This is a genomic window from Cryobacterium zongtaii (assembly GCF_002909375.1).
Lineage (GTDB): Bacteria > Actinomycetota > Actinomycetes > Actinomycetales > Microbacteriaceae > Cryobacterium > Cryobacterium zongtaii.
Window position 1 is genome coordinate 39,416 of record NZ_PPXD01000005.1, and the last position, 14,489, is coordinate 53,904.

14 protein-coding genes are annotated in these 14,489 nt (G+C 68.4%); 1 reads left to right on the top strand and 13 read right to left on the bottom strand.

Annotation, left to right across the window (positions count from 1 at the left end; translation table 11 throughout):
* Window positions 1–6: 6 nt before the first annotated feature.
* Window positions 7–627, top strand: a complete 621-nt coding sequence (locus C3B61_RS02445; RefSeq protein WP_103459429.1) for a class I SAM-dependent methyltransferase — start codon at window positions 7–9, stop codon at window positions 625–627.
* A gap of 67 nt (window positions 628–694) precedes the next feature.
* On the opposite strand, the gene dapF is transcribed toward C3B61_RS02445, so the two are convergent.
* From dapF to C3B61_RS02510, 13 genes are all read right to left on the bottom strand, one after another.
* Window positions 695–1,576, bottom strand: coding sequence for a diaminopimelate epimerase (gene dapF, locus C3B61_RS02450; protein ID WP_088455728.1), 882 nt, complete (start codon window positions 1,574–1,576; stop codon window positions 695–697).
* 37 nt (window positions 1,577–1,613) lie between these two features.
* On the bottom strand, window positions 1,614–2,522 hold the full coding sequence (gene miaA, locus C3B61_RS02455) for a tRNA (adenosine(37)-N6)-dimethylallyltransferase MiaA (protein ID WP_103459430.1): 909 nt from the start codon (window positions 2,520–2,522) through the stop codon (window positions 1,614–1,616).
* A gap of 6 nt (window positions 2,523–2,528) precedes the next feature.
* Window positions 2,529–4,178, bottom strand: a complete 1,650-nt coding sequence (gene miaB, locus C3B61_RS02460; protein WP_088455726.1) for a tRNA (N6-isopentenyl adenosine(37)-C2)-methylthiotransferase MiaB — start codon at window positions 4,176–4,178, stop codon at window positions 2,529–2,531.
* A 37-nt stretch (window positions 4,179–4,215) separates the two neighbouring features.
* Window positions 4,216–4,845, bottom strand: coding sequence for a regulatory protein RecX (locus C3B61_RS02465; protein WP_088455725.1), 630 nt, complete (start codon window positions 4,843–4,845; stop codon window positions 4,216–4,218).
* A gap of 5 nt (window positions 4,846–4,850) precedes the next feature.
* Window positions 4,851–5,987: a recombinase RecA gene (recA, locus tag C3B61_RS02470; RefSeq protein WP_103459431.1), complete on the bottom strand. Its 1,137-nt coding sequence runs from the start codon at window positions 5,985–5,987 to the stop codon at window positions 4,851–4,853.
* 336 nt (window positions 5,988–6,323) lie between these two features.
* The gene (locus C3B61_RS02475) at window positions 6,324–6,545 is read right to left on the bottom strand and encodes a DUF3046 domain-containing protein (RefSeq protein ID WP_088455723.1); all 222 of its coding nucleotides are present in this window, start codon (window positions 6,543–6,545) and stop codon (window positions 6,324–6,326) included.
* Window positions 6,546–6,612: 67 nt separating this feature from the next.
* The gene (locus C3B61_RS02480) at window positions 6,613–6,921 is read right to left on the bottom strand and encodes a helix-turn-helix domain-containing protein (RefSeq protein WP_088455722.1); all 309 of its coding nucleotides are present in this window, start codon (window positions 6,919–6,921) and stop codon (window positions 6,613–6,615) included.
* 165 nt (window positions 6,922–7,086) lie between these two features.
* Window positions 7,087–7,626, bottom strand: coding sequence for a CinA family protein (locus C3B61_RS02485; protein ID WP_103459432.1), 540 nt, complete (start codon window positions 7,624–7,626; stop codon window positions 7,087–7,089).
* Window positions 7,619–8,221, bottom strand: a complete 603-nt coding sequence (pgsA, locus tag C3B61_RS02490; protein ID WP_088455720.1) for a CDP-diacylglycerol--glycerol-3-phosphate 3-phosphatidyltransferase — start codon at window positions 8,219–8,221, stop codon at window positions 7,619–7,621. The genes C3B61_RS02485 and pgsA overlap by 8 nt, the downstream gene beginning before the upstream one ends.
* Window positions 8,222–8,225: 4 nt before the next feature.
* The gene (locus tag C3B61_RS02495) at window positions 8,226–11,138 is read right to left on the bottom strand and encodes an FtsK/SpoIIIE family DNA translocase (RefSeq protein WP_103459641.1); all 2,913 of its coding nucleotides are present in this window, start codon (window positions 11,136–11,138) and stop codon (window positions 8,226–8,228) included.
* A gap of 144 nt (window positions 11,139–11,282) precedes the next feature.
* Window positions 11,283–12,509 carry an ABC transporter permease gene (locus tag C3B61_RS02500; protein ID WP_103459433.1) on the bottom strand — a complete coding sequence of 409 codons (1,227 nt, stop codon included), beginning with the start codon at window positions 12,507–12,509 and terminating at the stop codon, window positions 11,283–11,285.
* Window positions 12,506–13,240 carry an ABC transporter ATP-binding protein gene (locus C3B61_RS02505; protein ID WP_103459434.1) on the bottom strand — a complete coding sequence of 245 codons (735 nt, stop codon included), beginning with the start codon at window positions 13,238–13,240 and terminating at the stop codon, window positions 12,506–12,508. Before C3B61_RS02505 ends, C3B61_RS02500 begins: the two co-directional genes overlap by 4 nt.
* Window positions 13,237–14,295, bottom strand: coding sequence for a permuted SH3 domain-containing protein (locus tag C3B61_RS02510; RefSeq protein WP_208858763.1), 1,059 nt, complete (start codon window positions 14,293–14,295; stop codon window positions 13,237–13,239). Before C3B61_RS02510 ends, C3B61_RS02505 begins: the two co-directional genes overlap by 4 nt.
* Window positions 14,296–14,489: the final 194 nt, after the last annotated feature.

Genomic DNA, 14,489 nt, shown 5'->3' on the forward strand with positions numbered 1-14,489 from the left:
CGCTGTATGGCTTCCGAACACTATTTCTCGTCGACTCCGGGCAGCGACCTGAAATTGCGGCAGATCACCGTGAAGATCGCCGGTCAAATCCGTGCGGTCACCACCGCGAACGCGATTTTCTCCCCCGAGCACATCGACACCGGTACCAAGGTGCTGATGCGTGAGGCTCCGCTGCCCTCCGGCGGCGGGGATGTGCTGGACCTCGGTTGTGGCTGGGGACCGATCAGCCTGCATCTGGCGCTGGCCGATCCCACGGCCACGGTGTGGGCCGTCGACGTCAACGAGAGAGCCCTCGAGTTGGTGCGGATGAACGCCGCCAGCCTGGGGCTCACCAACATCAACGCGGTCCTGCCGGCGGATGTTCCCGATTCCGTCGTGTTCGCCGGCATCTGGTCGAACCCGCCGATCCGGGTGGGCAAGGCCGAGCTGCACACGATGCTCGAGCACTGGCTGCCGCGTCTGAAGCCCGGCTCGGATGCCTGGCTCGTCGTGCAGCGCAACCTCGGCTCCGATTCGTTGCACCGCTGGCTCGCCGAGGAGTTCGCCGGGCAACCCGGCGCCCTCGAGGTTTCCCGCTACGCCACCGACAAGGGCTTCCGCATCCTGCAGGCGCACAAACCCGCCTGACGCTCCCCCGCGAACTGTGAGATAGGCCCCACAACCCAGGGGCCCCAAGTCACGGTTCGCGGCAGGGTTAGGCGAGGGCGAGGGTGCCGTCGAAGACCAGGGTGGCGGGGCCGGACAGGGAGACGTGCTCGCCGTCTTCGGTGGGGAACATCCGCACGCCCAGAACGCCGCCGGGGACCTCGACACGCCACTGGTTCGGCGCGCCCTGGCCGGCCCAGTGCCGGGTGGCCAGGGCCGCCGCGACGGCACCGGTGCCGCAGGAGAGGGTCTCGCCGCTACCGCGTTCGTGCACGCGCATACGGATGCGGCCGACGCCGTCGACGACGAGCGGGTCATGCGGCAGCACGAACTCCACGTTGGCGCCCTCGGCGGGCTCGGGGTCCAGCTGCGGAATGAAGGTCAGGTCGGCGCTCTCGAGCTCGTTTTCGTCGGCGAGGGCCACCACCACGTGCGGGTTGCCCACGTTGATGCCCAGCCCCGGGCGGGCAACGGCGAGGTTCTTGGCACGCACCAGGGTCTCCCCCGGTTCCAGCCGCCACCGGCCGAGGTCCACCTGGAACCCGGTGGCGTTCTGCTGCACGTCGCGCACGCCGCTGCGGGTGCCGATGGCCAGGGTGTCGCCGGGGCCGAGGTCGACGAGGCCCTGTTCGAGGAGGAATCGGGTGTACACCCGGATGCCGTTGCCGCACATCTCCGACACCGTTCCGTCGGCGTTCCAGTAGTCCATGAACCACTCGGCGCCGTCGTCTTCGGCGAGGGCCGCGGCACCCGCATCGAGGTTGGCCGAACGCACCGCGCGGATGATGCCGTCGGCGCCGACGCCGAACTGGCGGTCGCAGATGCCCTGGATCTGCTCCGGGGTGAGGTCGAGTCGGCCGTCGGGGTCGGCGAACAGCACGAAGTCGTTGCCGGTGCCGTGGCCCTTGGTGAAGTGGAGATCGATGCCCATGTGTTCAGTTTAGGGACTCGGGCTACGGTATTCGGCGTCAGGGCAGGTGGCTGACGGCCTGGTCGACCCGGTCCGCGTCGTCGGCGTCGATCCAGTGCGTGTGCGGGTCACGTTTGAACCAGCTCACCTGACGGCGGGCGTATCGCCGGGTCAGCTGCTGGGTCGCTTCGACGGCATCCGTCTGCGACATTGTGCCGTGCACCTGGCCGAGGGCCTGGGCGTAGCCGATGGCCCGGCTGGCCGTGACGCCGCCTTCCAGGCCGGCGGGGATGAGGGCGCGCACCTCCTCGACGAGTCCGGCCGTCCACATGCGGTCCACTCGGGCGTCCAGGCGCGGGGTGAGCACCTCGCGGGGCAGGCGCAGCCCGAGCGTCACGGCGGGCATCCAGTAGACCGGGTCGCCGGGCAGCACCGCGGTGTGCGGGGCGCCGGTGAGTTCGACGACCTCGAGGGCGCGCACGAGCCGGCGGCCGTTGCTGGCGCCGATGCGGGCCGCGGAGCCGGGGTCGACGGCCTTGAGCCGGTCGTACATCAGGCCGGGGCCCTGCTCCACGAGCTCGGCCTCGAGTCGGGCGCGGAGCACCGGGTCGGTGCCGGGGAACTGGAAGTCGTAGACGACGGAGGACACGTAGAGCCCGGACCCGCCCACGAGGATGGGCACGGCGCCGCGGTCGATGATGCCGGTGATGGCGGCGCGTGCCTCCACCTGAAAGCGGGCGACGGTGGCCTCGTCGGCCACGTCGAGCACGTCGAGCAGGTGGTGCGGCACCCCGCGGCGCTCGGCGGGGGCGAGCTTGGCGGTGCCGATGTCCATGCCCCGGTAGAGCTGCATGGCGTCGGCGTTCACGATCTCGGCCGGCTGTCCGGCCGTGATCAGCCGTTCGGCGACGTCCAGGGACAGCTCGGATTTCCCGGTACCGGTCGGCCCGACGATGACAACGAGCACCGGGTCCTAACGCTCCGCGTCGTCGACCGGGTAGATCGGGATCGTCGTGGCGCCACCGTGCAGGGTCAGGCTGGGCCCGCCCACCCGCAGGGTCGGCAGACCCAACGAGACCGCGCCGCCGGTGGACGCCGCCGGGGCGGGCACACCGCAGGACTCGGCCTGCTCCCGGTCCCAGGCGTCGCCGGCGATAGTGCGGCGGATACGGAGCGGCGTGCCGTCGAGGGAGTCGGCGATGAGGTGGAACGGTGCGGCCTGGGTGACGGTCACGGTGACCATGTCGCCGGGCCGGGGCAGGTCGGAGCCGGCGGGCACGTCGAAGTGCACGAGCCGGCTGTCGGGGGCCCGTCCGCTGAGCCGGTGGGTGTCGGCGTCTTTGCGGCCCTCACCGTTGGCGACGAGCAGTTCGACCTCACGGCCGATGATGGCGCGGTTCTCCTCCCAGGAGATCCGTTCCTGCAGGGCGATGAGCCGTTCGTAGCGGTCCTGCACGACGGCCTTGGGCACCTGGTCGGCCATGGTGGCTGCGGGGGTGCCCGGCCGGATGGAGTACTGGAAGGTGAACGCCGTGGCGAACCTGGACTCTTCGACGACCCGCATGGTCTCGAGGAAGTCCTCCTCGGTCTCGCCGGGGAAGCCGACGATGATGTCGGTGCTGATCGCCGCGTCGGGCATCTGCGCGCGTACGCGCTCGAGGATGCCGAGGAACTTGGTGGACCGGTAGGACCGGCGCATGGCTTTGAGCACCCGGTCGGAGCCGGACTGCAGCGGCATGTGCAGCTGCGGCATCACGGCCGGGGTGTCCGCCATGGCGTCGATGACGTCATCGGTGAAGGCGGCAGGGTGCGGGCTGGTGAAGCGGATGCGTTCGAGTCCCGGGATCTGGCCGGCGGCGCGCAGCAGCTTGCCGAACGCCAACCTGTCACCGAACTCCACCCCGTAGGAGTTGACGTTCTGGCCGAGCAGGGTCACCTCGATGGCGCCGTCGTCGACGAGCGCCTGGATCTCGGCGAGGATCTCGCCGGGGCGGCGATCCTTCTCCTTGCCGCGGAGGGCGGGCACGATGCAGAAGGTGCAGGTGTTGTTGCAGCCGACCGAGATCGAGACCCAGCCGCTGTAGCTCGAGTCGCGCTTGGTCGGCAGGGTGGACGGGAAGGTTTCCAGGGATTCGAGGATCTCCAGCTGGGCCTCACCGTTGTGCCTGGCGCGTTCGAGCAGGCTCGGAAGGGACCCCATGTTGTGGGTGCCGAACACCACGTCCACCCACGGCGCCTTGGCCAGGATGGTGGCCTTGTCCTTCTGCGCCAGGCAACCGCCGACGGCGATCTGCATGCCCGCGTGCTTGCGCTTGACCGAGGCGAGGTAGCCGAGGTTGCCGTAGAGCTTGTTGTCGGCGTTCTCCCGCACCGCGCAGGTGTTGATCACCACGATGTCGGCCTCGGCGCCCGCCGCCGACACGTAGCCGGCCGCCTCGAGGGAGCCGCTGAGCCGCTCGGAGTCGTGCACGTTCATCTGGCAGCCGAAGGTGCGCACCTCATAGGTGCGCGCCCGGCCCTCGTCATCCCTCGCCGCCGAGGACGGCGCGATCACGGTCGCGCTGTGCGGCGACGGGTCGAGGGATGACGGGGTGGCGAGGGGTGGTGCGGTGACGCTGCTCATAGTTCCCCCAGCTTACGCGTGCCGTCGTGAACAGACCTCAGCGGAACCGCACCGTGGAGGTGCGGCCGGAACCCCGCCGGGACGCGAGAGCGGCCTTGACGGCGTCGCGCACCACGGAGGAGGCGTATCCCTTGCGCATCAGGAAGCCGGTGAGCCGACGATCGATGGTGGCATCGTCGAACCTGTCCAGCTGCTGCACCCGCTTGAGCGCCAGTTCGGTGGCCCGTTCGGCTTCGTCGTCCGGCATCTCCTCAAGCTTCTCGGCGATCAGTTCGGCGTCGAGCCCGCGCTGGCGCATTTCGGCGCCGACGCCGCTGCGGCCCAGGCCCTTGCGTTCGTGGTGGCTGTGCATGATCTGGTCGGCGAGCTTCTCCTCGTCGAGGTAGTGCAGCTCGGTGAAGCGTTCGAGGATGTCCTGCACGGACTCCTCGTCGATCTCGGTGGACCGCAGCAGCTTCTGGGCCTCGACGATCGACAGAGACCGGCCGCGCAGGCGCTGCAGCAGTAGCTTCTCCGCGTGCTCGCGTTCCTCGGCCGCCTCGTCCTCGGCGTCATCGGCCTGATCGGCCGGGCTCGCCCCGGGCAGGTATGTCACCGGGGCGAGGCCCTCCCGGCCGGCCGAGGAGCCGGCGTCGGTCTTGCCTCGGGAGGGTTCGAAGTGAACCATGGCGGCTAGGCGCCCTTGCGTGCGGCGGCCTTGGCCGCGATGGACGGAACCTTGGCGCCATCCGTGCCCGTGGCGGCACCCGTTGCCGCGGCGGCCGCTGCGGCGGTGGCGGCGTCGTCTGCGGCCTTCTTGGCCGCCTTGCCCTCCGCGCCCACACCGAGCTTGTTGAGGATCTTGGTTTCGATCTCGTTGGCCATGTCCGGGTTGCGCAGCAGGAACTTGCGGGAGTTCTCCTTGCCCTGGCCGAGCTGGTCGCCGTCGTAGGTGTACCAGGCGCCGGACTTCTTGACGATGCCCTGGTCGACACCGAAGTCGATCAGGCTGCCCTCGCGGGAGATGCCGATGCCGTAGATGATGTCGAATTCGGCCTGCTTGAAGGGCGGTGCCATCTTGTTCTTGACGACCTTGACCCTGGTGCGGTTACCGACGGCCTCTGTTCCGTCCTTGAGAGTCTCGATTCGACGGATGTCCAGACGCACAGACGCGTAGAACTTGAGCGCCTTTCCGCCGGAGGTGGTCTCCGGGCTGCCGAACATCACGCCGATCTTCTCGCGCAGCTGGTTGATGAAGATCATGGTGGTGTTGGTCTGGCTCAGACCACCGTTGAGCTTGCGCAGCGCCTGCGACATCAGGCGGGCCTGCAGGCCCACGTGGGAGTCACCCATCTCGCCCTCGATCTCGGCGCGCGGAACCAGGGCTGCGACGGAGTCGACGACGATGAGGTCGATGGAGCCGCTTCGCACGAGCATGTCGGCGATTTCCAGCGCTTGCTCACCCGTGTCGGGCTGGGAGACGAGGAGGGCGTCGATGTCGACACCGAGCTTCTTCGCGTAGTCGGGGTCGAGGGCGTGCTCGGCGTCGATGAACGCGGCAATGCCGCCGTTCTTCTGGGCGTTGGCGATGGCGTGCAGGGTGAGGGTGGTCTTACCCGAGGACTCCGGGCCGTAGATCTCCACGATGCGACCCCGGGGCAGGCCACCTATGCCGAGCGCGACGTCCAGGGCGATCGACCCAGTGGAGATGACCTCGACGGGCGCGCGATCGTCGCTGCCGAGACGCATGACCGAGCCCTTGCCGAACTGGCGGTCAATCTGGGCGAGGGCGGTGTCGAGTGCCTTCTCGCGGTCTGCTGCTGATGCCATGGTGTGCTCCTTTGGGTCGTGCGCGTGGCGCCTATAGGCTGTCGTTTCGACCAGCGGGAGGATCCCGGTGACCGCCCTCGACAAGGCAAGTGCGCGGTTGTCGTTGACGAATCCGACTGTACGCAGCACCACCGACACTGGCCGGCAGGCACCGCGACGGTGAACAATCCGTCTTCGACTTCTACTGTGGAGGAGCCTACCAAGAACCGAACAGACATTCGACGCTGGCGTGGTGTGTCGGAATCTTCTCGCGAAACGAGGAACGGCCCGGCTGGAGGGCCGGGCCGGTGGTGGCTCATGGTTCGCTGCTGTCTGGGTGCTGCCGGCGTGACCGGATCAGCTGCGGGCCGGAGGAAGCCCGGCGCCGTGGCGGCGGGCCGGCGGAACATCCGTTTCGGCGCAAAGGGCCAACCAGACGTCGCGGGCGGGAACTCCGCCCGCGAGGGCCTGGTCGGCGGTCCGTCCGAGCGGACCCAGCACCAGATCCCGGGTGAGCACCCTGCCATAGCTCTCGCCGAATTCGTCTTTCAGGGCCTGGCGGAACTCACTCAATCGCATGCGGTACTCACTCGGTTGATGCTCACTCGGTTGACGCGCACTCGGTGCGAAACGTGGAGAAGACCGATTAGCGCATCATCATGCTGGCGTCGAACTTGGCAACCAGCTCGTCGGGTACGGTGTCGGGGAAACGATCGATTCCCTCGATGACGGCCAGCCGATCGCCGACCTCGCGCATGATCACCGAGATCGGTGTGTCCAGCGCGTCTGCGACCGAAGCAAGAATCTCGGAAGACGCTTCCTTCTGACCGCGTTCAACTTCAGACAGGTAGCCGAGGGCCACACTTGCCTTGCTCGCAACCTGACGCAGGGTGCGACCCTTCTGCAGGCGGAAGTCCCTGAGCACATCGCCGATTTCCTGACGAACAAGAATCATCGGAACCTCCTTCTTCGTGCTGTCTAGTCTGCTGGGGCCCACTCAACCGGTCAGTTTTGTGTGGCGGATGGCCAACAGTACTCTATCCATCCGACACCTCAGATTACCGAGGATGACTGGACTTTACTTGTGAATATGTGTTCTGTAACCCACCGGTAACAGGAACTATTCCGCGATCTGAAGCTTTGTGGATTCAATCAGCTGACACACAGCTTCGATCGCGTGCGCAACGGTTTGCATCCGGATCGCTGCCCGGTCTCCGGTGAGACTAATCGCTATGGCCCGCACCTTATCCCCGAAAGACACTCCCAGGTAGACCGTGCCGACGCTCTGGCCGTCTTGTTCGTCGGGGCCGGCGACCCCGGTGGTCGAGATGCCGATGTCGGCCGGGCGCCCGTCGATCGCCAGCGCGGTGCGCACACCGGTGGCCATCTGTCTGGCGACCTCGGGGTGCACGGCACCGTGCTCGGCCAGCAGCAGGGCGTCCACGCCAAGCAGGGTGTGCTTGAGCGGGGTCTGGTACGCCACGACTCCCCCGGCCACGACGACGGATGCGCCGGGGATGCGCACGAGCTCGGCCACGAGCAGTCCGCCGGTCAGGGATTCGGCTACGGCGATGGTGAGGTGCCTGGCGGTGAGGGCGGCGACGAGGGCGGCCGCGGCATCCGGGCCCGACGTCGGTTCAGCACCGGACGGGTCAGGCATTGCTGGTCGGCTTGGCCTGCTTGTTCTCCCGGCGCGCGGCGACGAGGTATTCGACGCCGGTGTACACGGTGAGCACCAGTGCGATGGTCATGGCGATGGTGTTGACCCAGTGGATCCAGTCGCCGAAGACCAGCCAGAGCGGCAGCAGGGCCAGCGAGATCGCCACGGACTGCGCGATGGTCTTGAGCTTGCCGCCGCGGGACGCCGGGATGACCCTGTCGCGCAGCATGGCGAACCTGAAGACGGTGATGCCGATCTCGCGCACCAGGATGACCAGGGTGACCCACCAGGGCAGCTCGGCGAGAATGGACAGGCCGATCAGCGCGGCGCCGGTGAGGATCTTGTCGGCGATCGGGTCGAGCAGTTTGCCGAGGTCGGTGACCAGGTTGTACCGGCGAGCGATGGCCCCGTCGACGCCGTCGGTGGCGATGGCCACGATGAAGAGCACGGCGGCCCACCAGCGGAGGGCCTCGTCGGCGCCGTTGTCGGCCAGCAGCATCCAGAAGAACACCGGTGCCAGCAGGATGCGCACGATGGTGATGATGTTCGGCAGGTTCCAATTGGACGGCGGGGCCGCAGGTGTCGGTGTAGCCATGGGGTCATTCCCTGTCGGTGAGTTGCCAGGCGTCTTCGTCCGAGTCGCCGTCTTCCTCAGCGTACCCTTCGCTCATCTTCGCCACCGGGTCGTCGGCGTAGCGCGGGTCGGGGGTGGCCTGCTCGTGCGCCTGCGACCGCTGGGACTCTTCGAACTGCGATCGGGCAGTGGCGGCGTGGTGCTCGGCGTCGGAGCCGCGCAGCTTGGCCAGGACGCTGGGCAGCTGTTCGGCGGTGACGAGCACGTCGCGGGCCTTGGAACCTTCGGACGGGCCGACGATCTCGCGGGATTCGAGCAGGTCCATCAGGCGGCCCGCCTTGGCGAAGCCCACCCGCAGCTTACGCTGCAGCATCGAGGTGGACCCGAACTGGGTGGACACCACCAGTTCGGCGGCGGCGAGCAGCACCTTGAGGTCGTCACCGATGTCGGAGTCGATCTCCTTGCGCGGCGCCTCGGCGGAGACGTCGGGCCGGTAGTCCGGCCGGGCCTGCTGGGTGACGTGCTTGACGACCCGTTCGATCTCGGCCTCGTTCACCCAGGCGCCCTGCACCCGCAGGGCCTTGGAAGCACCCATCGGCAAGAACAGGGCGTCGCCCTGCCCGATCAGCTTGTCGGCGCCGGGCTGGTCGAGGATGACCCTGGAGTCGGTGACGCTGGTGACGGCGAAGGCCAGTCTGGAGGGCACGTTGGCCTTGATCAGGCCGGTGACCACGTCGACGCTGGGCCGCTGGGTAGCCAGCACCAGGTGGATGCCGGAGGCCCTGGCGAGCTGGGTGATGCGCACGATGGAATCTTCGACGTCGCGCGGGGCGACCATCATCAGGTCGGCCAGCTCGTCCACCACCACGAGCAGGTAGGGGTATGGCTTGAGTTTGCGGGCGCTGCCGGCCGGCAGCACGATCTCGTTGTTGACGACGGCCTTGTTGAAGTCATCGATGTGCCGGAACCCGAAGCTGGCCAGGTCGTCGTAACGCATGTCCATCTCCTTCACGACCCACTGCAGCGCTTCGGCGGCTTTCTTGGGGTTCGTGATGATGGGAGTGATCAGGTGCGGTACGCCGGCGTATGCGGCGAGTTCGACGCGCTTGGGGTCGATGAGGACCATGCGCACGTCGCTGGGCTTGGCCCGCATCAACAGGCTGGTGATCATCGAGTTCACGAAGCTGGACTTACCCGAGCCGGTGGATCCGGCCACGAGCAGGTGGGGCATCTTGGCGAGGTTGGCGATGACGAAGCCGCCGCCGACGTCCTTGCCGACACCGATGGTCATCGGATGGGTGCTGTTGGTGGCCGTGCCGGAGCGCAGTACGTCGCCGAGGGTGACGATCTCGCGGTCGGTGTTGGGGATCTCGATGCCGATGGCGCTCTTGCCGGGGATCGGCGAGAGGATGCGCACCTCGTTGGAGGCGACGGCGTAGGACAGGTTCTTGCTCAGCGCGGTGACCCGCTCGACCTTGACGCCGGGGCCGAGTTCGATCTCGTACTGGGTGACGGTCGGGCCGCGGGAGAAACCGGTGACCCTCGCATCCACCGAGAACTGGCTGAGCACCTCGGTGATGGACTTGACGATCTCGTCGTTGGCGGCGGAGCGCGCCTTGGCCGGCGGACCGGCGATGAGGGTCGTGGACGACGGCAGCACGTAGGGCAGGTTCGGCTGCTCGCCGAAGCCCAGCTCGGTCGCGGACCGGTCCACCGCCGAGGCGGCCTCGTCGAGGTCGTCCAGTCCCGGCAATACCTCGGTGAGGCCGACCGGGTCGTCGGCCTGCAGTCCCGTCGCGTGCGGCACCGCGGCGACTTCGCCGGTGAAGCGTTTGATGGCTTCCTCGGCCTTGAGCAGGTCTTCGAGCACCTCGGTGCCGTAGTGGTCGGTGTGAACCGGGGGAACGTGGGCTTGGGGAGACTCGAGCGCCGTCTCGAAGCCGCCCTTGGCGGCATCCGCCCCGCCGTTGAGCAGCGTGCTGAGCGGGTCGGCAGCGGGAGGCCGGGCCTCGTCGGACTCCGACGACATGGCGCTGGAGAAGTCGGGGTCTTCTTCGCGTTTGCTGGTGTTGCGTCGCCACCAGGGCAGGGCGCCCTCGTCGGTGTCGTCGTCGTGGGCCGGGTCGAGGCCGTCGAGTTCGATCTGCTTGGTCTTGAGGGCCTGGATGCGCTCCTGGCGGATCTCCTTGGCGGCCGCGCGCTCCTCTGGGGCCGGCAGCGGGGTGCCGAAGAGCCAGGCGTAGAGCTCACGGCTGCGTTCGCCGATCTTGTTCGGCGGGGTCTTGGTGATGATGAAGAGGCTGAGGATCAGCAGCAGGATCACGACGATGGCCGCGCCGACGGTGGTGATCAGGAAGATCAGCGGAGCCGCGATCATCCAGCCGAGGACACCGCCGGACAGGGCGAGCACCTCCACGCCCTGGGTGGGTGTGGGCTGCCCGCCGAAGATGTGGCAGAGGCCGGAGACCGTGACCAGGAGCAGCGAGAGGCCGATACCGATGCGGCCGTTGTCGTGCACGGAGCTCGGATTGCGGAACAGCCAGATGGCGAAGAGCAGCAGGATCACCGGCAGGGCGAAGGCCAGCCGGCCGAAGAGGGCGCCGAAGGTCCAAGCATCCAGGGTCTGGGCCACCGGGTCGTTGATCAGGAACCACTCGATCACGGCGCCGGCGACGGCCAGCAGCACGAGGAAGAAGGGCAGGCCGTCGCGGCGCTCCTCTTTGGAGAGCTGCTCGGGGCCGAGCGCGCGGGCGGCGCCGCCGGCGACGTGGGCCAGACCCATCCACATGCGCACGGCGATGGCCGGCTTGGGCTCGGTCGGGGCGAATTTGACGGTCTTCTGGGTCGCGGTGCTGCCGGCTTTGGTGCGCGCGGTCGTTCCGGTGCCGCGCGCAGGTGTGCTGCGGGCACGCCCGGTCGACTTAGTGCTCGTAGCCATGTGTTCCACGGTACCGCCGACGGCCGACATCGGTGTGAGCCCACGCCCAATTACCCGGTCGTGGAAGGTCCCTCGGCTCGCGAAAGCGGCTGTATGGCTGCTTCGAGAGGGCCGTGGTGACCACGCGGCCGCTTTCGCGAATGGTCAATAGCGGATGGCGTCGATGACCTTGACGCGCACCGCCACCAGCGCGGGCAGCAGGCCCGCGAGGGCGCCCACGACGGTGGCGCAGACCAGGCCGAGGATGGCGGCTTCCACGGGGAACGGCGGGAAATCGGTGACCATGCCCTGGCTGATGAACTCCTGCAGCATGGGATTGGTGACGATGAGCACGGCTCCGATCACCCCCACCACGCCGGCCACCAGGGTCGCCACGATGCTCTCCATCATCACCGAGAAGAACACCCGGCCGGCGGTGGCGCCGAAGCTGCGCCGCACCCCGATCTCCCGGATGCGCTGCTTGAGCGTGACCAGGGCGATGTTCACCAGACCCAGCGCGCCGAGCAGCAGCACCAGGCCGGCCACTCCCCCGACGAGCAGCTTGATCGACGCGAACGGGTCCTCGTTGTAGGCGGCGTAGTCCTGTCGGCTCACCGACACGTTCGTTCCGGCGCCGAGCGCCCCTTGGGCATCCCGCTGCAGCGCAACGATCAGGTCTTCGCTGATTTCCGGCGGCACCCACAGTTCGTAATTGGGGGTGCTGCCGCTGGCCGCGAGCTGGTCGGCGGGAGTGAGAGCGGTGATGGTGTCCATGAGCAGGTACATGGCCGGCTCGGTCTCCCAGACGCTTACCGGGTAGACCCCGGTGATCACCGCGGTGGTCGGGGTGGCGCCCAGCAGCGTGGTGGTGGGGTGCGTGGCCAGGTCGGGCCGGCCGAGTCGGTCCCAGAAGATCTGGTTGACCAACACCGCCGGTGCGAGGCGCTCGGCGTCGTCAACGCTGAACCACTCCCCCTCGGTGAGCGTCACGCGGTGCATGGTGCCGTACGGCTGGTCGACGCCGATCGCCTGCACGGGCACCGCGCCATCCGTGAACTGCACGGTCTGGGTGGTGTAGAGCACCCGGCTGGCGTAGTCGATGCTGTAGCGCTCGAGCGAGGTGTCCCAGAACTCCTGCATGACATCTGGGTCGATGGCGGTGCCGTCGTTCGATCCGGCGTAGAGCGAGAGGGTGGCGCTGCGGCCGCCGCTGCGTTCGTTCTGTTCCACGATGGACTGCTGGGCCACCGCGCCGAGGCCGACGACGGTGGTGATGGCGCAGACCGCGACGGCCACGCCGATGAGGGAGAGCATCACACGGGTCTTGTGGATGCGCAGTTCCTGCCAGGCCTCCACGAAGGAGCCGACAACGTTGCTGAGCAGCCGGTTCATGCCGGCACCGTCGCCAACTCGTCGTCGCGTACGACCGGGGCCACCGGGCCCCCGACCACGGTGAGCACACCGTGGTCCAGGCGCAGATGCCGGCTGGCCAGCGCCGCGATGGCGGGGTCGTGGGTGATGGTGATCAGGGCCGCGCCGGAGCCGGTGGCGACCTCGTCGAGTAGCGCCATCACATCCGCCCCGGTCTCGAGGTCCAGGGCGCCGGTGGGTTCATCGGCCAGGATCAACCGCGGACCGCGCACGAGCGAGCGGGCGATGGCCACCCGCTGCTGTTCACCGCCGGAGAGCTTGTCGGGCATCGCGCCCAGCCGGTGGCCGAGGCCGACCCGTTCCAGCATCGCCGTGGCGATGCGGGCCCGCTGCCAGAATTGTTTGCCCTGCGCGTAGAGCAGCGGGGTCATCACGTTCTCGAGCGCCGTGCGGCCCTGGAGCAGGTTGAATTGCTGGAAGATGAAGCCCACGTCGCGGCCGCGCACCCTGTCGCGCTCCCCCGAGGAGAACGATTTCACCGGTCGACCGTCGAACTCGAGGTCACCCGACGTGGGGTTGTCGAGCAGGCCGAGCAGATTGAGCAGGGTGGACTTGCCGGAGCCGCTGCGGCCCACGATGGAGACCCTGTCGCCCACCTCCACGTCGAGGTCGACGCCGGAGAGGATCGTCAGCGGTGGGGCGTCGACGAGCTGGACGGTGCGGGTGACGCCGGCCAGGTGCAGGAGCGTCAATGGAGGGTCATTCCGGGCTCGGGGCAGACTTCGCTGCCGTCCGGGGCGGTGCTGCAGCCGCTCACGGCGGTGGCGCCGGGTACGAACTGGTTGATCAGGTCGCCCTCGGCCAGCCCCTCGACGATCTGCACCGAGGTGCCGTCGTTCATCCCGAGTGTCACCGGGCGTTCCTCGGTTGTGCCGTCGGGCAGCACGAACCAGACGACCCCGGTTTCGGCAGAGCCCTTCACAGCCGTGGTGGGCACGACGAGCACGTTCTCGGCCTTGCCGCCGGCGATGGTGATCTGGGCGGCGAGGCCGGGGAAGACCGTGACCTCGGCCGGGATGGCGCAGCTGACGGTGGTGCCGCCCGCCCCGCCGGCGCCCGTGCCGGTACCCGACGCCGGATCGGTGCCGCCGCCGGAGCCGCCGGCATCCGCCCCGGCCAGCGGGGTGGTGATGCGCAGGCCCGTGCAGGTGAACGGGGCCGGACCGTTGGTGATGGCGATGGACGCCTCGGTGGGCTGCGTGACGAGACGGTATTGCTGCTCGGGGCTGAGCGATCCGCTCACCGAGTAGCTGGGCGGCGCGACCTGGCCGGTGGTGTCGCCGATGGCGACGGACTGGCCGTGGATGACGGTGAGGGCGCTGAGCACGCCGTCGGCGGGGGCGAAGACCTTCTCGAAGGTGACCGCCGGCTTGGGCTGGGTGATGGCGATCGTCCCGGTGGCGGGGTCCGTCGTCTCAACGGGGTCGCGCACGGTTTCGACCTTGATGTCGTAGATCTTGTCGCCGGCGGCGACGGTCGCTCCGGCGGCGAAGAAGATCTCGTCGACGGTGCCGGCCGCGACGGCCTTGACGGGCACTGCGGCATCCGCCGACACGGTTCCGGGCAGCGTCACATCGTTGGTGATCGTGCCCAGGGCAACCGGGATCTGCGGTTCCACGACCTGGCCGGTCGGCTGGGCCGGGTCCTGGGCCTCCGCGGCGTCGGCAAAGAATGCCAGCTTCACCAGGGCCACCGCGATGGCCGCGACGACGAGCAATCGGAGGATCGGAAAGACCCATTTGCGCATCACATTCACTGATTTCCCCCATGCTCGCATCGCACCTGACGGTGTCGACTGGCACGAGCCTAGGGGCAGTTCCGGCCCTTCGAGGCGGCTTTCGGGCAAAATCCTCCTGAAGGATGACCCCCGGTGTGCGGGGTACCCAAGAACGCGTCAACCCCCGGCGCCGAGGGCGGCCGGGGGTTGACAGTGGTGCTGTG